Source organism: Psychrobacter sp. Ps4, assembly GCF_022129285.1.
In the GTDB taxonomy this organism is placed as follows: domain Bacteria; phylum Pseudomonadota; class Gammaproteobacteria; order Pseudomonadales; family Moraxellaceae; genus Psychrobacter; species Psychrobacter immobilis_A.
This window is the reverse complement of sequence record NZ_JADQAK010000001.1, coordinates 243456-263819: the sequence shown is the minus strand read 5'-3', so window position 1 is coordinate 263819 and position 20364 is coordinate 243456. Positions and strand designations below refer to the sequence as shown.

Annotated in this window: 17 protein-coding genes and 1 pseudogene; 4 read left to right on the top strand and 14 right to left on the bottom strand. The window is 43.2% G+C overall.

The features are described from left to right. Positions 1-75: 75 nt before the first annotated feature. The 4 genes from I3252_RS01060 to yghU all read right to left on the bottom strand — a co-directional run bounded on the left by I3252_RS01060 (position 76) and on the right by yghU (position 6220). The gene (locus tag I3252_RS01060) at positions 76-1320 is read right to left on the bottom strand and encodes a DUF819 family protein (RefSeq protein WP_201553838.1); all 1245 of its coding nucleotides are present in this window, start codon (positions 1318-1320) and stop codon (positions 76-78) included. Positions 1321-1495: 175 nt separating this feature from the next. Next, positions 1496-3151: a DEAD/DEAH box helicase gene (locus I3252_RS01055; protein ID WP_238033933.1), complete on the bottom strand. Its 1656-nt coding sequence runs from the start codon at positions 3149-3151 to the stop codon at positions 1496-1498. Positions 3152-3734: 583 nt separating this feature from the next. Beyond that, positions 3735-5006, bottom strand: a complete 1272-nt coding sequence (locus tag I3252_RS01050; protein ID WP_227697648.1) for a DUF1176 domain-containing protein — start codon at positions 5004-5006, stop codon at positions 3735-3737. A 359-nt stretch (positions 5007-5365) separates the two neighbouring features. Continuing rightward, positions 5366-6220: a glutathione-dependent disulfide-bond oxidoreductase gene (yghU, locus tag I3252_RS01045; protein ID WP_045447313.1), complete on the bottom strand. Its 855-nt coding sequence runs from the start codon at positions 6218-6220 to the stop codon at positions 5366-5368. Positions 6221-6575: 355 nt separating this feature from the next. On the opposite strand from yghU, the gene I3252_RS01040 reads away from it, so the two are divergent. After that, entirely contained in the window at positions 6576-7952 is a 1377-nt protein-coding gene (locus tag I3252_RS01040) for a DHA2 family efflux MFS transporter permease subunit (protein WP_198329923.1), read from the top strand. Between the two features lie 191 nt (positions 7953-8143). Here I3252_RS01040 and bfr (I3252_RS01035) read toward each other — a convergent pair whose 3' ends face one another. From bfr (I3252_RS01035) to I3252_RS01025, 3 genes are all read right to left on the bottom strand, one after another. Beyond that, positions 8144-8623: a bacterioferritin gene (bfr, locus tag I3252_RS01035; protein WP_201553836.1), complete on the bottom strand. Its 480-nt coding sequence runs from the start codon at positions 8621-8623 to the stop codon at positions 8144-8146. Positions 8624-8690: 67 nt separating this feature from the next. Continuing rightward, positions 8691-9179, bottom strand: coding sequence for a bacterioferritin (gene bfr, locus I3252_RS01030; RefSeq protein WP_045447320.1), 489 nt, complete (start codon positions 9177-9179; stop codon positions 8691-8693). A 436-nt stretch (positions 9180-9615) separates the two neighbouring features. Further along, positions 9616-9807 (bottom strand): (2Fe-2S)-binding protein, encoded by a 192-nt coding sequence (locus I3252_RS01025; RefSeq protein WP_045447323.1) that lies wholly within the window; start codon positions 9805-9807, stop codon positions 9616-9618. Between the two features lie 378 nt (positions 9808-10185). On the opposite strand from I3252_RS01025, the gene I3252_RS01020 reads away from it, so the two are divergent. Continuing rightward, positions 10186-10515, top strand: a complete 330-nt coding sequence (locus tag I3252_RS01020) for a metalloregulator ArsR/SmtB family transcription factor (protein ID WP_045456178.1) — start codon at positions 10186-10188, stop codon at positions 10513-10515. Between the two features lie 150 nt (positions 10516-10665). Here the strand turns inward: I3252_RS01020 and cysA are convergent, their stop codons facing one another. The 6 genes from cysA to tnpA form a co-directional block, all read right to left on the bottom strand. Then, positions 10666-11388 (bottom strand): sulfate ABC transporter ATP-binding protein, encoded by a 723-nt coding sequence (gene cysA, locus I3252_RS01015; protein WP_083475763.1) that lies wholly within the window; start codon positions 11386-11388, stop codon positions 10666-10668. Between the two features lie 119 nt (positions 11389-11507). Then, positions 11508-12464 (bottom strand): sulfate ABC transporter permease subunit CysW, encoded by a 957-nt coding sequence (gene cysW / locus I3252_RS01010; RefSeq protein WP_201501256.1) that lies wholly within the window; start codon positions 12462-12464, stop codon positions 11508-11510. Beyond that, complete coding sequence (cysT, locus tag I3252_RS01005; RefSeq protein ID WP_045448154.1) at positions 12464-13348, bottom strand: sulfate ABC transporter permease subunit CysT; 885 nt, start codon at positions 13346-13348, stop codon at positions 12464-12466. The genes cysW and cysT overlap by 1 nt, the downstream gene beginning before the upstream one ends. Before the next feature lie 283 nt (positions 13349-13631). Then, positions 13632-14726 carry a sulfate ABC transporter substrate-binding protein gene (locus tag I3252_RS01000; RefSeq protein WP_201501254.1) on the bottom strand — a complete coding sequence of 365 codons (1095 nt, stop codon included), beginning with the start codon at positions 14724-14726 and terminating at the stop codon, positions 13632-13634. Positions 14727-14975: 249 nt separating this feature from the next. Further along, positions 14976-15986, bottom strand: a complete 1011-nt coding sequence (locus I3252_RS00995) for a sulfate ABC transporter substrate-binding protein (protein ID WP_238033986.1) — start codon at positions 15984-15986, stop codon at positions 14976-14978. A 346-nt stretch (positions 15987-16332) separates the two neighbouring features. Next, positions 16333-16731, bottom strand: a complete 399-nt coding sequence (tnpA, locus tag I3252_RS00990; protein ID WP_109589807.1) for an IS200/IS605 family transposase — start codon at positions 16729-16731, stop codon at positions 16333-16335. Positions 16732-16805: 74 nt separating this feature from the next. On the opposite strand from tnpA, the pseudogene I3252_RS00985 reads away from it, so the two are divergent. Both I3252_RS00985 and I3252_RS00980 read left to right on the top strand, forming a co-directional pair. Continuing rightward, a pseudogene (locus tag I3252_RS00985) lies at positions 16806-18114 on the top strand (transposase). A gap of 176 nt (positions 18115-18290) precedes the next feature. Beyond that, a complete protein-coding gene (locus I3252_RS00980) occupies positions 18291-18812 on the top strand; it encodes a hypothetical protein (RefSeq protein WP_045456193.1) in 522 nt (173 codons plus the stop codon). Between the two features lie 117 nt (positions 18813-18929). Here I3252_RS00980 and sat read toward each other — a convergent pair whose 3' ends face one another. Further along, the gene (gene sat / locus I3252_RS00975; RefSeq protein ID WP_201501253.1) at positions 18930-20183 is read right to left on the bottom strand and encodes a sulfate adenylyltransferase; all 1254 of its coding nucleotides are present in this window, start codon (positions 20181-20183) and stop codon (positions 18930-18932) included. Positions 20184-20364: the final 181 nt, after the last annotated feature.

Below are 20364 nucleotides of genomic sequence, written 5' to 3'. Positions count from 1 at the left end.
ATTAAATTGGTATAAATTGAAAGTTTTTCTCTCTGTAGATATATGACTGGTCAATGCTGAGCATTATATTCGCGCTCACCCTACTACCAAGCGCATCAGTTGGGTACTAATATAGCCACCGAAAGTGCCTACCGCATAGCCCAGAATGCCCAAAAACACACCCACAGGTGCAAGCGATGGGTGAAACGCTGTTGCGACAATGGGTGCTGATGAGGCACCGCCAGTATTGGCATTGGAGCCGACTGCCAAAAAGAAAAACGGCGCACGAATCATCCTAGCCACAGCAAAGATAATGACAACGTGAATGCTCATCCATAATAAACCAATAAGGAGCAGTCGCCATTGCGAAACGATACCCGCAAGATTGATTTGCATACCAATGGCAGCAATTAAGATAAAGATAAATACCGTACCAATTTTGGAAGCGCCCACATGGTCGAGCCTACGAATCTTGGTAAAGGAAAAAATAACCCCTATCAAGGTTATAATCACAACCATCCAAAAGAATGAGCTGGCAAAGCTATATTGTACTGCCCAGCTATAGGGCGCAAAAAACCCTGCAATTTGCCCACCAACAAAGTGTGCGACACCCACCATAGCAAAGCATAAGCCAAACATCACCATCAAGTCATTTAAAGTTGCTGGACGAGCATTGTCACGCTCATAATTCTCAACCGCCTTAATCACTTTATCAATACTACTGGTGTCTGCCCTCAATAGCCTATCTATCTTATCGCTATGCTTCGCCAATACCAAGATAGCCAATAACCATAATGAAGCATTGGTGGTATCGACCAAAATCATCATCCCAAATAAATCATCACTGACGCCAAACAACTCTTTCATCGCTGCTTGATTTGCCGCGCCGCCGATCCAGCTACCCGCCACCGCCGAAAACCCACGCCATAGCGTGTCATCAGTAAACATCTCAGGCGATATCCATTTAGCGACACCTAAGCTTATTGGACCACTAATAATAATCGCGATACTAGCAGCAAAAAACATGGCGATGGCTTTCCAGCCTAGCCCCAATATCTTCGGTACATCCATCGATAAGGTCATTAACAGCAAACTTGCTGGCAACAGATACGTGGCAGTAAAGCCATAAATCTGTGAGCCGATACCGTCAGCGAAGACGCCTAAACTATTAAGCGTTGCAGGGATAAAGCAGCACAGCACAATACCCGGCAATACCGCATAAAAGCGCTGCCAGAATTTACCGGGTAATCCTTGGGTATAAAAAACCAAACCGATAATGGCCATAATGATGCCAAAAGCCAATGGCAGGCTATCAATAGTTAAATGAGAAATATCGGGCATCAAATAGCTCCGCAGCACACGATGAATAAAAGCTTGTTAGTATAGACAAGGCGAAAAAAACGCGCAAGCAGCGATCGAATAAACACTAAAAAGCCAGATAACGAGTATCTGGCTTTTTAGTGCTATCTTTAGGCGATCAAGTAATTAATAATTTTAATCACCAAATATAACAGTATTACGAGTTGTTACCACGGTTGCCGCCGTTTGGACGACCTTGACCACGGCTGTCAGGGCGACCTTGGCTGCCACTTGGACGACCACGACCTGTTGCAGCACGCTCACCACGTGGAACGCCAGTGCTATCGCCGCGGCTAGGAGCACCAGTGCGCTTGCCTTGATACGGCTTGCCACCTGAACGCTCATTTGGCTTGCCTGACGTGTCACGTGGCTTACCTTGATAACCGCTGTCATTGCTAGCGCGTTGACCAGTTGATGAGCTGTCGCTTGAACGACCGCGAGCATTAGCAGGATTACCTTGATAACCACCACCCGCGCGACCACGGCCTTGACCATTACCACCGCCGCCGTTTGAACGACCGCGACCACGGCCACGACCATTACCTTTATTTTCGCTAGGTACATAAGTCTTCTTAGGCTCCATGCCTTCGATGATACATACTTCCATTTTGCGATCTAAATAACGGTTGATAGCGTTTAGCTGTGGACGATCATCCATGCTACATAAGCTGATAGCGATACCAGTACGACCAGCACGACCACAACGACCGATACGATGGACGTAATCTTCAGTCTGACGTGGAAGATCATAGTTAATAACGTGCGAGATAGCTGGGATATCTAGACCACGAGCAGCAACGTCAGTCGCTACTAGGATTTTAACTTTACCATTACGCAAGTCTTGAACGATACGGTTACGCTTGCTTTGTGGCAAATCACCATGTAGGAAGCTGGCTTTATGACCTGCTTCTTGTAGCTGTTTGGCCAGTTTTTCAGTGCTACGTTTGGTAGCAGCAAAGATAATGATCTGTTCCATATCTTGCTGGCAAACGATTTTGTCAAGCAAACGGTTTTTATGATCAAAATCATCACAGTAGTACACTTTTTCTTCGATGTGTGCAGATTCTACTTTGATTGATACACGCTCAGGGTTCTTAGTGAAGCTGGCAGCGATTTTACCTACTGGGCCATCCCAAGTTGCAGAACACATGATCGTTTGACGATCAATTGGTGCGGCACGAAGGATGTCACTGATGTCATCAGCAAAACCCATGTCTAGCATACGGTCAGCTTCATCAAGGACCAAAATTTCTAGGCTTGATAAGTCAACACGACCAGCATTGATATGGTCAAGTAGACGACCTGGGGTCGCAACGATAACTTGAACGCCTTTTTTCAACGCAGTGATCTGACCATTGTATGGTGCGCCGCCAACTAAAGGTACGCAGAATAGACCACGCATATCTTTAGAATAAGTACGTACGCTATCATGTACTTGCTGAGCAAGTTCACGCGTTGGCGTTAAGATAAGGGCTTTAGTTAGTTTATCAAAGCTAGTGGCACGGCTTAAACGGTCAAGTACAGGGATAACGAATGCCGCTGTTTTACCACTACCGGTTTGCGCAGACAATAGTAAGTCACGACCTGCTAGAGCAAAAGGAATCGCTTGTGCTTGAATAGGTGTTGGATTGGTATAACCACTGCGATCAAGCGCGGTCAAAATCGGCTTGGCAATGTCTAGTTCAGCAAAGGTAATTTGATCTTCATCAGTCGCGTCAGTAGTAGCCGCTTGATTATTAGTATCAGTATTTGGAGTGTCAGTGTTTTCGATGATGCCGTTTTCAGCGGCGATTGCAGATAAAATATCAGTCATGAGAATCCTTGGTAAGTATAAGTTGCTGTAAATTCAGCAAGCTTGATGCATACCACTGATAACCGTTCACCACGCTGCCTTTATTAAAGAATTACCGGACCACATGTAAGTGTCGATAATCAGAAGCCAAGCCAATAAAGCTTAGAGCCTCTACAATAAATGCGTTCGTGCTGTCTGACGTATTTTGGTGGTAGTGCCGAGTGTCTCATCCTTGTTTGATATAAGCGTATTATTAATGCTTTGTCCAAAGCAAATAATCGCGAATAACAACCAATTTAAACCACATTTATGGTTCGGTAGATAAGATATGAGTCAAAAATAACTGCTATTTTCATGACAGGTTATTCAAGTACACAAAATCATCGGCAACAATTACTTATGGTCATCCTAGACCCAAAATCGCAGGCGATGTTATCAATCTCATAATTCACGAAAGCCTAAGCTAACGTGGCGACGCAGTATAGCACAATAAAATATTATATGTAGCTATTTATTAAATTTCTCGGTAAATAAAGCAAAATTACTTATAGATGTACGCATTCAATATGCTGAGTAATAAGACAATCAGCAGTATTATTGGCGGCTATCGCACCATTTTAACTTCAGTGACATACGTCGGCAGCTGCCACGCACCGCCCGCTTCAATCATACGGCAAAGTCCTGTGGTACTTTCATGGCTTTTTTCAAATGCCTTACCTGTCCATACCCAATCAGTCTTGGTTAAACAATCACCAATGCCGCGACCTTTTTGTACGGAAGTGATTTTACCCTTATCATAGCCAGTGGCGTTGGTGGTTACCAATGTCGGTTTATAAGGTTTACTGTCATTGATGACCCAGATACCTGCACCAGTATTATAAGCACCTGTCCAGCAATCGTGTTGTGCCAACAGCTGTGAGCCATTCAGTCGGCTCACACGCCATGGTGATTTATCTGATAGATTGGGACAGTCACTATCCGCATCTTTCATCGTACTTTTCATCAGCGCCGCTAGCTGCGACGATTTCATCACAAACTTTCTATTGTCACTAGCGACGGCTTTCGGATTGGGCGCCACAAAGTGCAGTTTTGGTGCGGACTTGGGTGACAATACAGTGCTATTTGATTTGGCGGCACCATCAGTATTGATAAAGGCAGATGATGTCCCTACTCGACCTTGGGCTTCATCTGCTTTGAGCATGACGGCGCTAGCCCCTTTATCAGAGAGTTGCCAGCGTGAGTTACGTAGCACTAGCTCAATTTTGCTTGACTTAGTCAGTGCTTCTAGTAGCGCTGTGACTTGTGTTGGGGTCAGATCAGCATTACCTGCTGCAGTTGAAAACGGCTTGGTTTCGCCATAGTCTCTACCATTGATGAACAATGATATACGATGACGATTGCCAAGTTGCATCAAGGCTTTAGATGAGCTTTCTTTAGCACCGCCCAGCTTTACCTTGCCATCCACACCAGCATTTGCGCCTGCACGGCGTATGAGCAATACCGATATAGGAAATTCACTATTGTTTTCTGCTTGATAGCCTGCCAGCCGGCACGTACGGGTATTGTCGCAGACTACTTGCCAGTCTTGATTGGTAAATTCAACGCCATTGCTGGCCATCGTCGCTGTACTAAATAAAGCTGCGCTGATAGCAGCAAACATAGGTAATCGTATTTTATTTTTTATCATCAATAAGAGTATCTTTTTTATTTTTTTAGGATGGGTGGTTAAGTTGGCTTTGTATTGCAATATTGAGTATCGATTAGCATCTATCTGTTGATCGTTATGAATGGCGCTGAGTTTAGTATTAATAACTTTTAATTCGCTAGCCATCGCCTGTCGTGAGAAGTTGATCCGTTTACGGTTATCATCCTTCATAATCATTATCCATCAATATAGTCAATCTTATTTCAATCAAATATTCTGTGTGACTTACTCAGTCTATTATAAGTCGCTCTATTCGCCTTACTGGTATCCCAATGGTATTGAGCCAATTAAATGAGCAGTACAAATACCCGCTTATTAAGGTGCTATCTGCTTGAGGCACTCAAGCTATCTTAACGTACTAAGGTTTCTATCTGTTGTACTAATGTATCATTGTGTAAACAGGTAAGTATATCTCTATTTTAATATAACCATATATGAATATAGAATAGCAAGATGTCGGATAAAATCAAGGCTGATAAGCAAATAGCCTATCAGCCTTGATTTTATTAATGCGTATGTTATCGATAGGTTTAGTCAATAGGCTTTAATGACAAGTCTACGGCACGCTTAACGGCTGGACGTTCAGCAATTGCCTGTGCCCAACGCTTTACATGCTTGTAGTCGTCAACTTGCAGGAATTCGGCAGCGTCATAAAGCTTTCCAAGCACCAATTGTCCATACCATGCCCAAATAATCATATCTGCAATATTATAATCGGCTTCGTTGTTGCCACACATATATGTGCTGTCTTTTAGATGGGTATCCAGCACATCGAGCTGGCGTTTGGTTTCCATGGTATAGCGGTTGATCGGGTACTCTAGCGGTTCAGGTGCATAAGCATAAAAATGTCCGAAGCCGCCACCTAAGAAAGGCGCACTACCCATCTGCCACATGACCCAAGACAAACACTCTGCCCGTGCTTTGCCAAGTGACAAAGGCATAAATTGGTCAAATTTTTCTGCCAGATACATCAAGATAGCACCAGACTCGAAAAGCGCTATCGGCTCGCCAGCTATATCGGCAGAATGATCAACCAAGGCTGGAATTTTTGAGTTAGGGTTTATTGCTACAAAGCCAGAACCAAACTGCTCTCCTTGAGAGATATCAATTTTATAGGCATCATATTCAGCACCTTTAACACCAATCTCGGCAAGCTCTTCTAACAGGATATTAACCTTGACGCCATTTGGCGTATTCAATGAGTACAGCTGTAATGGCGCATCGCCTACTGGCAGCGCTTTCTCATAGCGCGCACCCGCTGTTGGGCGATTGATACTGGCAAACTTACCACCGTTTTCTTTGTCCTGCGTCCAAACCTTTGGCGGGACATATTTATCGTTTTGCCCATCGGTATGATTGCAAGCTTTGTTATTTTCCTGACTCATAATATATCCTCAGTTTATCTTTATCGTATTGTTGATGCTTCTACTTATATCGTCGGTAGTCAATTCCATCTCATATGATTGAGATGAGATTGGCTGTATTGCTTATCTATTGGCTTAAGTCGTTAGCGAGGGTTTACTATAACGATAACCAACCCTGATATTAAAGCCCTCTCTTGTAAGCAGTGTTAATATTATTACCTCTAAGCACAGAATTTTATAACCTCAACCGCCAGCCGTTACTTTGATTCCCTTTTATTATGATTGAGTCTTTCTTATACTACTCGGTTGGTATAGCGAATTAGTCGTCAATAGACTATTTTGTTCATTTTATGATGGGATATCTAATGAGATTTACATGGTAACGCTAACCCCGACACAAGATAAATACTTGCCCTATGTGCTAGCGGTGGCGCTATTTATGCAAATTTTGGATGCCACTATACTAAATACCTCATTACCGCAGATGGCACAGGCGCTGGGTGAGTCTCCATTAAAAATGCAGTGGGCGGTGATCAGTTATGCGCTAACTTTGGCCATATTTATTCCCATCAGTGGTTTTTTGGCGGATAAATACGGCACGCGCCGAGTATTTTTGGCAGCGATTATTATCTTTTGTATTGGCTCACTACTATGTGCTGCGTCACCAACGTTGGATTTTTTGATTGGTTCACGGGTTATACAAGGTATTGGCGGGGCGATGATGACGCCTGTGGCTCGCTTAATATTGGTCAAATCCTACCCACGCAATAAGCTGCTGACCGTCATGAACTTTGCGGTAATTCCTGCTTTGGTAGCACCGCTAGTAGGACCGGTCTTAGGTGGCTATATCGTACAATATACCAGTTGGCATTGGATATTTTTGATCAATATACCGATGGGCATTTTTGGTTTTATCATGGGCAAAAAACTGGTTCCCGCACTATTTGAGGATACCAAGCGGCTTGATTGGACAGGATTTTTATTGTTTGCCGCCGCTGCTTGTGGGTTTACGCTTGCTGTAGAGTTCGGCTCACAGACTGGTCGAGGGTTTTATGGGTTGCTGCTTAGTTTGGTGGCCAGTTTATTGATCGGCGCTTATATCTGGCACGCCAAGCGTCGTCAAGCACCGTTGTTCCCCTTGAGTTTGTTTGACATTCGCACCTTTCGTATTGGCATCACTGGTAACCTATTCACGCGCTTAGGTATTAGCGCTGTACCGTTTTTGCTGCCGCTGTTGCTGCAAGTGGTGTTTGAATATTCACCATCGCAGGCAGGTTGGCTACTCGCGCCCATCGCAGTCGGTGCTATCGGGATTAAACCCTGGGTCAGTAAAATTATTCAGCGTTATACTTATCGCAAAGTGCTGGTCTTCAACACGTTTTTGATGGGCACTCTCATCATTGTGTTGGCACAGTTTACCGATGCCTCACAGTGGTTATGGTTTATCCCTATTTTGACCATAATGGGCGCTTGTAATTCTATGCAATTCAGCGCGATGAATACGATTACTATCGGTGATTTAGAAGGCGCTCAAACCAGTAGCGGCAATAGCTTGATGGCGGTCAATCAGCAGTTAGCGATTAGTTTCGGTATTGCTTTTGGGGCAGCGGTACTGACGCTGTTACGTGAGCGCCTACAAATGGATACGCTGACAGCGTTTCAAACCACCTATTGGATACTTGGGGTCTTGACCATTCTCTCGGGGCTGTACTTCTTACGACTTAAGCCCGAAGATGGGCGCGGCTTATACTGAGCCGCTGATATTTAGATTTTGAATAAAGAGTTTGAAAAAATATTGATTAAGCGTTGCTTTTGTCAGCAGTGCTGATAGCACGCGTTGTCAAATATGAGACATAAAAATGCCAACATGTAAGTGATTATAAACCACAAGACACGCTGGCATTTTTAGAGCACAGTACGGCTCATTGCATCAATAATGAACCATTAAGGCGCGTCATCATCCATTTGTGATTGGATATAGCGCTCAACCCCAACGCTTTCGATCAAGTCTTCTTGAGTCTCTAACCAGTCTTGATACTCTTCATTACCATCTTTTAGCGTCACCAATAGCTGGCGTGACACATAGTCAGACTTTGTTTCACATAGAGTAATAGCATCGGTAATGATCTCGAACTTTTGTTTTTCTAAGCGCAAATTGCATTCGATAATCTCTGGCACATCTTCACCGATGAACATCTTGCCGTAATCTTGCAAATTTGGTAAACCGCCTAGCAATAAAATTCGGGCAATCAGCTCATCAGACCATTTCATCTCAGCGATGGATTGTTTGTAGAAACTCTCATTAAGGGCTTCTAATCCCCAATGGCGCGCAATGCGCGCATGTAAAAAGTACTGGTTGATGGCAATCAATGACTGTCCGAGCACTTTATTTAAAGCGCGAATAACCTCTTTATCCCCTTTCATTATCTCTCTCCCTTTCATGTCGTTATTTATGCTAAATACTATGGTTATTGTTCATATCTTCGTGACATTAAACAAGATTGGGAGTGACTTCAGCCATTTGGCTTTGCAGATAATTGGGCAGACTGATCATCTCAATTAAGCGCAACTGTTGCTCAAGCCAATGCGCATGATCTTCTTCAGTGTCTTTTAGTTGTTCTACCAACATCTCACGCGTGACATAATCGCGCTCTGCTTCACAAAGAGCAATACCGTCTTTTAAGTGCTGTTGTACTTGATACTCTAGCTCAAGGTCAAGTTGCAGCATTTCAGGAACTGTCGCGCCGATATTGATGGCATTGACCGTCATTTTCGGTGTGCCGCTCAACATTAGGATACGGCGAATAATAGATTGGGCATGTAGCGTCTCATCTGCCATCTCATGATGGATACGGTCGTACAATTTACCATAATGCCACTCAGCATACATTTCTGAGTGAATAAAATACTGGTCACGGGCAGCAAGCTCACCGCCTAACAAAAAATTCAAATAATCAATGACTTTTGGGCTACCTATCATAACCTATACTCCCCTATTTATATTTTACAGATCACCATACATTCATAATTACCCATATAAGGATAGTACTATTGGTAAACTGATCAGTAAAGATCAAAATCAACAAAACGTCTTACAACGTGAGACAGATATAGTAGCATATAGGCTCTATACAGCTTGTAATGTTATGAACTAAGAATAAGATGCTAATTGAGAATCATAATTAGCTAGCTTTAGTAACCACTGGTTTATCACAACGATGGCTGCTAATGATGCTCAATATCATTGAAGTAGGTGTATGAGTAAAGTTATACGGATGCTCGCAACTTACCCTTTATGTATAATGGCCAAAGGATAAGTGCAGAATATTGAATGTATGTGGTATCGAGGCGTACTAGTGATATTGGTGTAGTGAGGTGATGAACAGCTGGGTAGTAAATCTCTGGTTTGATAACGTTTAAACAGCGTAAGCCAAGACATCGAGTCTAGCATGATGCTCATCTAAGTAATCGTTAACCATCGGTTCGCAGCAGCCACAGCAAGTCGCAACATCTAGGGTATCTTTTAGACCGTCAAGGGTATCAATACCTGAAGCAATGGCTGCTTTTATTTGCTTTTCTTTTACGTCATTACAGATGCATACGTACATGGTCTGGCTCCTCTGAATACCGCTATTCGGTAACTGCTTTTATTGCTCATAAATTTAGTGCATTGATGATAAAAATGGTGAGTAGAGTGTCTGTCTTGATATTCACGGTCATTTTTATAGCTTGATGTATAATAACGATAACTATTATCATTTGCAATAGCATTTGATATATTATTGGTATAAAAGTCCAGTCATCAAAGTAGAGTTATATTGCACACAGTTAATTGATGTAAGTGAATATAAGCGTGCGTGTAACCGAATATGATGAAAGGTAGTAAATTAACGACGAACTGTAATTTAGCCCATTTTTTAATCGATTTTGTAGATAACTGCTGTTATATTGAACCCCTATTAACAAAGCCCAATTGGAATTGTTCTATGTCTGATAATAATTTTACGATACGACCTATCGAGTTATTTAAAGTCTTATCTGACCCGACGCGCTTAAAAATATTTCAAATTCTATTTAACAAAGAATCGCGCTGTGTTGGTGAGTTGGTAGAAATACTAGATCAACCACAGCCAACGATATCGCGTCATTTGAACCATTTAAAGAAACTCGGTATTTTAAGCTGTGTTCGCGACGGTACGTGGATGTGGTATGAAGTCGCTGACGACTTGCCAGAATGGTGCCAAGAGATTTTGGATATTACTTATAAGCAAATATCTAGCAAAGATATCGATATGTCCAAGCCTGCTGAGATATGATAACTATCTAGCATTATTGCTATCAACATTTGATCTCAATAACGCTAGATACCAAATGAAATTGAGACCTGCTTTAACCTATAAAAAAAAGACCTACAATAAATAGGTCTTTTTTTATGGGTTATAACAGAAGAACTGCACCAAATTTCACTATGCTAAGTCTAAAAAATCACTGATAAACGCATTGGCTGGCTGGTGTATCAGCTCCTCCGATGTGCCTACCTGCTCTACCCGCCCTTGATTCATGACCACGATCTCATCTGAGACGGCGCGGGCTTCTTCTTGATCGTGAGTGACCATGATACTGGTAATACCAAGCTCATGGTGGATGTTCTTTAACCACGTGCGCAGCTCTTTACGTACCTTGGCATCGAGGGCACCAAAAGGCTCATCGAGCAACAATAACTTCGGCTTCACTGCTAAGGCACGAGCCAGCGCAATCCGTTGACGCTGACCGCCTGATAATTGATGCGGATAAGCATTGGCCACTTGTGGCAGCTGCACCAAGTCTAATAGCTCGGCAACGCGCTTATTGATATCTGCCTTACTCGGTCGCTCATTCTTTGGTAACAAGGTCAGTCCAAAGGCGACATTATCGGCGATATTTTTATGACGAAACAATGCGTAATGCTGAAACATAAAGCCAATATGGCGCTTTTGTACTGGCGTATTGGTCACATCCATCTCATCAAACAATATCTGCCCTGAGTCAGCATACTCTAAGCCGGCGATAATGCGTAGCAACGTCGTTTTGCCACAGCCTGATGGTCCCAGTAAAGTGGTCAGCTTGCCAGTCGGCACGGTGATATTGATATTATCTAAGGCGGTAAACTGACCGAATTTTTTATTAACGTTGCGAATCTCGATGCTCATAATGGGTTCTCTTATTATATCTTTGGTATCGTGGCAGATTTTTTGGTTACCGCATTTATATTATTAAATTAAATCTAATGCCAGCCTTTGTTCAGACCAAGTGTAGATAATCTTGCTTATCATTTATCCGAACTTTCAGCGGTTGTTGCATCAGTAGTATTGGTAGCCTTAGTAGCGTTGGCACTTACCAGTAACTCAGGCACACTTGCCAGCCGTTCGGACTTGGCAAATTTGCGCTCTTGTAGCTTAGTCATGACTTGTTGAATAAGCAACGTCACCAATGCCAATGCAGCTAGTAGGCTCGATAAGGCAAAAGCGGCGGTAAAGTTATAATCATTGTAAGCAATCTCAACCAGTAGTGGCATGGTATTGGTCTCGCCGCGAATATGACCAGATACCACACTCACCGCCCCAAACTCACCCATTGCCCGCGCATTGGTCAAAATCAAACCATAGAGTAGTGCCCATTTGATATTCGGTAGTGTCACATGCCAAAACGTCTGCCAACCAGTTGCGCCCAAGGTCAATGCCGCTTGCTCTTCAGAGTCGCCTTGCGTCTGCATCAGCGGTATCAGTTCACGTGCTACAAAAGGAAAAGTAACAAACAGTGTCGCCAATACAATACCTGGAACCGCATAAATAACTTGGAATCCCATACTTTCAAGCCAGCCGCCAATGGTGGAATTGAGTCCGAATAGTAAAACAAACATCAAACCTGCAACGACGGGTGATACTGAAAATGGCAGATCAAGCAAAGTGGTGACCAGCTGCTTACCTTTAAACTGATAGCGCGTCACTAACCATGCGATTGCGATACCCATTACCATATTAATCGGCAAGACGATAGCCGCGGTAATTAACGTCAGTTTAATGGCTTGCAGGGCTTCTGGATCAACCAGCGAGGCAATATACAACTGCCAGCCACCTTTAAAAGCTTCATAGAACACAGCCAGTAAAGGAATGACCAACATGATGACCATAAATAGCACTGCGATGACGATAAAGGTAAGGCGTATCCATGGCGTATCTTTAGTCGCTGCGTTGCTTTGGTAGTCGTAGCTATTAGATATTTGCATTAGCGAGCTCCTACACGGCGCGACAGTTTCCACTGCATGATGTTAATAGTTAATAAGATCACAAATGAGATTAGTAGCATAAATAATGCAACCGCAGAAGCTCCTTGAACATCAAACTGCTCTAGTTTACTAATGATAATGAGCGGTAAAATCTCTGATTGCATGGGGATATTGCCAGCGATAAAGATAACCGAACCGTACTCGCCAGTGGCACGAGCAAACATCATGCCTGCACCCATGAGTAAAGCGGGCAAAAGCTCTGGCAAAATTACTTTGCGAAACGTCGTAAAACGATTGGCGCCCAATACCGCGGCTGCCTCTTCAAATTCAACCGATAGCTCAGCGAGTACAGGCTGTACCGCACGGACAATAAAGGGGAAACTGACCACAACCAAGGCGAGCCAAATACCTATAGGTGTAAAGGCGACCTGAATGCCAAATTTATCAAACCACTGACCAATCAAACCATTAGGGGCATAAAGGGTCGCAAGCGAAATGCCCGTGACCGCCGTTGGTAATGCAAATGGTAAATCAACTAGCGCATTAATCAACGACTTACCCCAGAACTCGTAGCGTACGAGTACCCAAGCAACCAATGTGCCAAACACCATGTTGGTCAGCATCGCCAAAAACGACATCCATAAGCTTAGCTTGATAGCAGCAGTGACTTGCGGCTGACTAATCGTCTCCCAGAATCCAGTCCAACCCATCTGAGTCGTGGTGTAGGCCATCATGGCAAACGGCAATACCACCAGTAGCGACAAGCTAAAGACCGTGATACCCATACTTAGGCCGAACCCTGGCAGCACATTGCGTTGGCGCAAACGTGTTAACCACCCTTTTTTTGCAGGGGCTTTGCTGGCAGGAGATGTTTTTGCACTCATAATGATGTCCTATTGCCTAACCAATCGTACTTAGCGATGATTACTATTTATTGTTATTGCTTAACGTGGGTTTTCACTATTGATACTTAAAAAGAGCACTTAACAGAAAGCATTTAACGATGATGTCGTCCATAAAACCATGCTATCAGGTAGTTATTGGTGTGCTTACGGTATAAAGGACATAGCGTATACGACCATGTCCTTTATGAGGTTCTGCATGACTAACGGTGTGACTGACTGCATTTGCTAGCGCAGTAGCTTCTCTTATGCACTTAGCAGGTGATTACTGCGGGGCGTTAATGGCTAACTGGTCGAATACGCCGCCATCACTGAAGTAAGTACCCATAATCTCATCCCACGTGCCAAAGGCATCATTTGGACGGAAGGTTTCAATTGGTGGTAATTTATCACCATTTTTATCAAGGACGCTTTTGACGCTAGGACGCAAGTATAGATTGGCTGCTAGCTGCTGAGCAGGCTCGCTCCATAAGTAGTCAAGATAAGCTTTTGCAGCATCCGTTGTGCCTTTTTTATCTGTCACTGACTGGACAATCGCAACAGGGCTTTCTGATTTAATAGAATATTTAGGATAAACGATGTCTACTTTACCAGCACCGAAATCAGTCGCTGCCAAGTTGGCTTCATTTTCAAAAGTCACTAGGACATCACCGATACCACGCTGAACGAAAGTGGTGGTCGCAGCGCGCCCGCCATTCTCATAAACTTTGACGTTTTTAAGCATGTCTTTCACGTAGTTTTTGGCACTGGCCTCGTTTTTATCAAAAGCATGTAAGCCATAACCATAAGCGCCCAAGAACGCATAACGACCATTACCCGTCACTTTTGGATTGGCCATGACGATCTCAACGCCTTCTTTGGTCAAATCTTCCCAGTCATTGATGCCTTTTGGATTGTCTTTACGGACTAAGAATACGATGGTACTGGTAAAAGGCACGGCATTGTCTGGGAATTTACTTTCCCAATCTGATTCAACCAAACCTTTTTTCTCAAGCAGCTCAATATCAGAGCCTTGGTTCATGGTAGCGACATCTGCTTGCAGACCATTGGCAACCGACAGCGCTTGTTTGCTTGAGCCACCATGTGACTGCTTGATTAGAATATTGCTGTTTGGATTTTCAGCTTTATAATGCTCAACGAATAATGGGTTGTAGTCTTTATAAAAGTCACGTGCCACATCATATGAGACGTTCAGTAGCTCAATATTTTGACCTTCTGTGGCAGCGGTGCCATCTGCATTAGCAGTCGTTTCTGTCTCGCTATTGCTACAGCCAGCCAGCCCTAAGGTTAATGCAACGCCTGCAATGCTCAAGACGTGACGTTTTTTACTTTTTTGTTGATAGTGCAAAGCGTATGTCATAAATTCCTCAAAGGTATCTGTTAAGTAATGCAAGTATGCTAACAGTGCCATCTTATTATGTTTAATGATGAATATGCGTATGTTATTGCCAAAATGGAATAACAAAGGGATAAACACAAGGTTATCAATTACTTAAATAGTATCGTTAACACATAAGGCTGACACCCTACTAACTACCCGCTCTGGCTCATACAAATTGAGCACTTTGAGCATGTATCAGGTCATTGACGATCTCTTGATAAAGGCTCCCTACTTCACTCTTGCCAGCTGATCAAAACGCCCACCATCGACAAAGAAAGTGTCCATAATCTGCTCCCAAGAACCAAATACTGCTACCGGCTCAAAAGTCTCAATATCAGGCAAGGTTGCTTTGTGAGCTGCCAGCACTTGTGGGTTACTTGGACGCATATACATCTCTGCCATAAGCTCTTGTGCTGGAGTGTCCCATAAGCCTTTTAGGTAAGCATTCGCCGCTGCCGTCTTGCCGCCCTTGTCAGTGACGGCTGTTACGACCGCTACTGGGTTGGCAATCACAATAGAATAACTGGGATAAACGATATCGACCTGTCCTTTGGCAAATTTCTTGACGGCTAAATGCGCTTCATTTTCGGTCGTGATGAGCACATCGCCCAGTCCGCGCTGAGTAAAGCTAGTCGTTGCGGCGCGTGCGCCATTGTCATAAGTGACCACGTTTGCCAGTAGCTTTTTTATAAAATCATCCGTTTTGGCAGGACTTTGCACCGTTTCTTTAAATTGATGTAATCCGTAACCATAAGCACCCAAAAACGCATAACGCGCGGTGCCACTGGTTTTCGGGTTTGGTATCACCACGTCGATATCATTACGCGCCAAGTCCGACCAGTCTTTGATATTTTTGGGGTTACCATCGCGCACCAATAACACCATGGTACTGGTATAAGGCACCGAATTGTTTGGGAACGCTTGCTGCCAGTCAGAGGCAACCAAGCCTTTTTTAACCAACAGATTCATATCACTTTCTTGGTTTAAGGTGACTACATCTGCTTGCAGACCATTGGCAACCGACAGCGCTTGTTTGCTTGAGCCACCATGTGATTGGTTGATATTGACCTGACTGTCTGAATGCTTTTGTTGATAATCTGCGCTAAATAAAGCGTTATAATCTTTATAAAAATCGCGTGATACATCATAAGAGACATTTAATAAACTGATATTTTTTGCATCACCCGTTGCGTTCGAGCCGTCTTGCTGAGTGGCTTCGGTAGGATTACAGCCTGTCATCAGCATGGCAAACGCCAGTACGCTACTAACTTTAACACTGATATTGGCGAGCGGCGTCTGCGTATTTTTATTTTCAACAAGTGTATGTATGTTCGCAAAACGAAGATTTTGAGATATTTGCTGAATACTTTTGTTATCTGGTTGCATGGGTGCTCTCGATAATGTTGATAGAAGCGTTTTTCACAGCATTAACAATCTTATTAATGCTCATAATCCTTTGGATGCGGTTCTATGGATAATGAGAAATATGCTAACAGCATGTGAGTCAAATGCTTAGTGACAAATGCGCTTATCGAGTGATTAACTTGGCATAAGTCATTTTATTAATTATTTCACAAGGCTTAGGCTAGCCTCGCTGATTCTGAATATATTGCTTAATAATATCTAATGGCGCACCACCACAAGAGCTTGCAAAATAAGATCGGGACCAAAGCACCGGCTTGGCATAAGCTGCTCTTAACTCAATGAAATCGCCTCTCATTCGTCTACTTGTGACTGACTTTAGATTATTAACCAACTTGCTTAACTGCACCGTTGGCGGATACTGAATAAGCATGTGAATGTGATCTGCCTCACCGTTACACTCCTTTAGCTCAGCGTCAAAAATTTTACAGAGCTCAGCAACACATTCACTAAAATAATCATGATGCAACTCAACTAAAACTTTTTTTCGGTACTTGGTAAAAAAAACCAAATGAACGTGTAGGTTAAAGGCGGCATAGCGATTTTTATATATCTCACTCATTGTAATAAAAACCCTTAAGTACTAGAATTATAATCATAATATCAAATACACACTCATTAATAAAGAAAGTGTTTATGAAGATCAACAAAGCGTATAAATTTAGGCTTGAGCCTAATACGGAGCAAACGGTTATTTTAAATAATCTTGTCGGCTCTGCGCGTTTTGTTTGGAATCAAATGCTGGCAATCTCATTTGAGATGTTTGCTAACAACGAGTTTATTAATGCCACCAATCTGGTTAATAAAATTATAGATTTAAAAAGTAATCCTGATTTTGACTTCCTAAAAACCAGTTCAAATGCGGTGGCTTTACAACAAAAAGTACGTGATCTCGCCTCTGCTTGGTCACGTTTTTTTGACCCCAAAGTCCATGCCAGGTTAAAAGAAAATAAAAAGAAACCCCGTAAACCCAAGTTCTTTAAATTGGCTGATGGATCGGAGATCCAACTACGTCCACTGATGCCAAGATTTAAGCACAAGTCCGATGGCTGCGACTCAATTCGCTTGGTTCAGTTTGATAAATATTGCCGTGTTGAGGACAATCGAGTCAAACTACCCAACGGTATTGGCTTGGTGAAGTTTAGAAAATCCCAAAACATTATCGGCACCATCAAAAACGTCACCATCAGCAAGAAATCAGGGCGCTGGTACGTGTCGTTTGGGTGTGAACTTGAACTGGCTGAGAACCCTCGGCATCCTGCCATAAGCGCTATTGGATTAGACATGGGTATCAGCAAACTACTCACCACCTCAAATGGTGAATACATCAAACCTAAAAACGGCTTTAAAGCCAATCAACTCAAGCTTGCTAGATTACAGCGTCAATTAATCAAGAAAGTAAAATTCAGTGAAAACTGGAAAAAGCAAAACCGTAAGATACAGAAATTGCACCATCATATCGCCAATATTCGTCATGACTACTTGCATAAAATCACCACCAGCATCAGCAAAAACCACGCTATGATTGCTTGTGAGGACTTAAAAGTAACCAATATGTCGAAGTCTGCAAGCGGGTCGATGGAGAAAAAAGGTTATAATGTCAAAGCCAAATCAGGATTGAATAAATCAATTTTGGATCAAGGCTGGGCCATGATGGTCAATATGCTTGAGTACAAGCAGCAATGGCAAGGTGGGCTGCTAGTGAAAATCAATCCACGTTACACCAGCCAAACCTGCTTTAACTGCAAGCATGTCGCCAAAGAAAATAGACAAACTCAATCAAAATTTGAGTGCGTCCAATGTGGTTATGTTGCGAACGCAGATGTTAACGCGGCTCGCAACATATTAGCGGCAGGGCATGCCGTGTTGTCTGCGGAGGGAAGATGCGGTAAAGGGTCGCCCGTTGAAACAGAAAACTTGTGATATTCGTGAGAATGTTGCCTAAGAGCGTTTGCTTTTAGAATCCCCCACTTGAGCTTGGCGAAAGTGGTGGGAGTATGTCAAATAGACGAGCCTTTATGTAAACGATACTATCTCTAATATCCTTACAGCCATGCTGTTAGGCGTTTCGTTTAGATAACGACCATTCCTCTTAATCACTCCTTTATCAAAGGTACTTAAATGATCATGTCTCCACCTCGTGCCGCTCGTCACTCACGCTTTTTTTCGGTATTTTTCACCACATCGGCGGCTCTGTTTGCCTTAAGTGGCTGTAATAACATGACACCTAGCGTGAATCACCAAGCCATAAAACAACCTATAGCCGATGTCATGCCAGCTGTGCAAGCAGTCGTTGGAGATTATGCTGATGAAGGTTATGAAAAGCGCGCGCAAGGCTATGATTGGGTTGGCGTCATGGTACGGGCAGAGAGTGATCAGCAAATCAACATAAAGGTTCGCGCCCGTAGCGATATTAAAAAGCCCAGTTGCCAGTTTGATAGCAAGGCGACATTAATGGGTCAAGACGACGCGCACGGCATTATTTTCCAAAGCAAAGTCAATGACAGTACAGCATTCTTTCAATTTAAGGATGATAAGCTGACTATTGATAGTCAAGATAAATACGCGCTTAACTACTTCTGCTCTGGCGGTGGCACATTGATTGGTGACTATCAAAAGCTGACAACAGATTTAGAGATTTAATAGATAACGAACGCTAGCTTAGATAACAGGCGTTGAAAACCAGTATCAAAAAAAAGGTGTCAGATGATAAGTCTGACACCTTTTTTTGATACTGGTTTGTATGCTGATAATCTTGGTTTACACCGCAGAGGCACCAACCAATTTCACTTCAGCACGTTCCTCTCTTGCGATACCAGCATAATAATCACGCAAAATTTGTAATACTTCTGGACGGCTAAAGTTGTCTGGTACTTCTTCATCTTCTGATAGCGCTTTACGCAGCTTCGTACCTGATACTTTAACGTGTTCAGACGCTTCATGCGGGCAAGTCTTATCTGATGCCATGGCATTACAAGCATTACACCAGAACGTCCAGCCAATTTTTAGTGGTTGAGTGATAAGATCATCTTTACCAACCTGTTCAAATATCGTTTGTGCATCAAAGGCACCATAATAATCGCCGACACCAGCATGGTCACGACCAACAATCAAGTGGCTACAGCCATAGTTTTGACGGAATACGGCATGTAGTAATGCCTCGCGTGGACCGGCATAGCGCATATCTAGCGGATAACCGGCTTGAATAACCGTATCTTGTCTAAAGTAATTATCAATCAAGGTTTTGATGGCTTCTTGACGCACTTCGGCTGGGATATCGCCTGGCTTCAATGCCCCGAGCAATGAATGAATCAAGACTCCATCACAAATCTCGATAGCAATCTTGGCAAGGTATTCGTGTGAGCGATGCATTGGATTACGCGTTTGGAAAGCGGCAACCGTTTTCCAGCCTTTGGCATCCAGTATTTCCCGCGTTTCAGTAGGGGTTTTATAAATTTCCGGATATAAGGTTGGGAACTCGCCTTCGCTCAATACTTCGACACTACCTGCGATATTTACTTCACCTTGGTTAAGTACTTGCTGCACGCCCGGATGTTCGCTATCAGTGGTGGTAAAAACTTGCTGACACTCATGCTCTTTATCAATGATATAAGTCTCTTCTACCGTCAAGATGCCCATAATCTCACCATCTTGCGCCACTAACGCGACTTTATCACCTTGGTTTAGGCTGTCGGCAGTTTCTTTCGGCGCTGATAAAGTGATGGGAATTGGCCAAAACAAGCCAGCATTGTTGCCACTTTGCAGGCGCATATCATCAACCACCCCTTGCCAATCCGCTTGGTTCATAAAGCCATTTAGCGGCGTAAAGCCACCGATACCGAGCATAATCAAATCACCACGCTCACGCGAGCTCAGGGTAATCGTCGGCAAGCTGCTGGCAAGTTTCAATGCTTGGTTGCGGGTATCACCCTTTAATAGTAATGGTTTAAGCTCGCTGCTGCCATGTGGCGGAACAAGTTTTGATGGCTGTTGGTTAGCAGTGGTAGATGTCATTTTTTGAAACCTTTATAGGTAGTGATGAAATAAGTCGTGATAAATTTGATAAGCATAGGCTACCTAACTTTCGTTATGAAAATTTATGCTGACTTTGGATATACATATGTCTTAAAGGAATTTATGTTTGCAGGCGCAAGCTTATATGATGTGACTCTGAATTGTTTACCTTGCGACTGGC

Excerpts from the sequence above, each read along its gene's own strand:
- I3252_RS01060 (WP_201553838.1), bottom strand. The coding sequence starts at position 1,320 with ATGCCCGATATTTCTCATTTAACTATTGATAGCCTGCCATTGGCTTTT.
- I3252_RS01055 (WP_238033933.1), bottom strand. The coding sequence starts at position 3,151 with ATGACTGATATTTTATCTGCAATCGCCGCTGAAAACGGCATCATCGAA.
- I3252_RS01050 (WP_227697648.1), bottom strand. The coding sequence starts at position 5,006 with ATGAAGGATGATAACCGTAAACGGATCAACTTCTCACGACAGGCGATG.
- yghU (WP_045447313.1), bottom strand. The coding sequence starts at position 6,220 with ATGAGTCAGGAAAATAACAAAGCTTGCAATCATACCGATGGGCAAAAC.
- I3252_RS01040 (WP_198329923.1), top strand. The coding sequence starts at position 6,576 with ATGGTAACGCTAACCCCGACACAAGATAAATACTTGCCCTATGTGCTA.
- bfr (WP_201553836.1), bottom strand. The coding sequence starts at position 8,623 with ATGAAAGGGGATAAAGAGGTTATTCGCGCTTTAAATAAAGTGCTCGGA.
- bfr (WP_045447320.1), bottom strand. The coding sequence starts at position 9,179 with ATGATAGGTAGCCCAAAAGTCATTGATTATTTGAATTTTTTGTTAGGC.
- I3252_RS01025 (WP_045447323.1), bottom strand. The coding sequence starts at position 9,807 with ATGTACGTATGCATCTGTAATGACGTAAAAGAAAAGCAAATAAAAGCA.
- I3252_RS01020 (WP_045456178.1), top strand. The coding sequence starts at position 10,186 with ATGTCTGATAATAATTTTACGATACGACCTATCGAGTTATTTAAAGTC.
- cysA (WP_083475763.1), bottom strand. The coding sequence starts at position 11,388 with ATGAGCATCGAGATTCGCAACGTTAATAAAAAATTCGGTCAGTTTACC.
- cysW (WP_201501256.1), bottom strand. The coding sequence starts at position 12,464 with ATGCAAATATCTAATAGCTACGACTACCAAAGCAACGCAGCGACTAAA.
- cysT (WP_045448154.1), bottom strand. The coding sequence starts at position 13,348 with ATGAGTGCAAAAACATCTCCTGCCAGCAAAGCCCCTGCAAAAAAAGGG.
- I3252_RS01000 (WP_201501254.1), bottom strand. The coding sequence starts at position 14,726 with ATGACATACGCTTTGCACTATCAACAAAAAAGTAAAAAACGTCACGTC.
- I3252_RS00995 (WP_238033986.1), bottom strand. The coding sequence starts at position 15,986 with ATGACAGGCTGTAATCCTACCGAAGCCACTCAGCAAGACGGCTCGAAC.
- tnpA (WP_109589807.1), bottom strand. The coding sequence starts at position 16,731 with ATGAGTGAGATATATAAAAATCGCTATGCCGCCTTTAACCTACACGTT.
- I3252_RS00980 (WP_045456193.1), top strand. The coding sequence starts at position 18,291 with ATGATCATGTCTCCACCTCGTGCCGCTCGTCACTCACGCTTTTTTTCG.
- sat (WP_201501253.1), bottom strand. The coding sequence starts at position 20,183 with ATGACATCTACCACTGCTAACCAACAGCCATCAAAACTTGTTCCGCCA.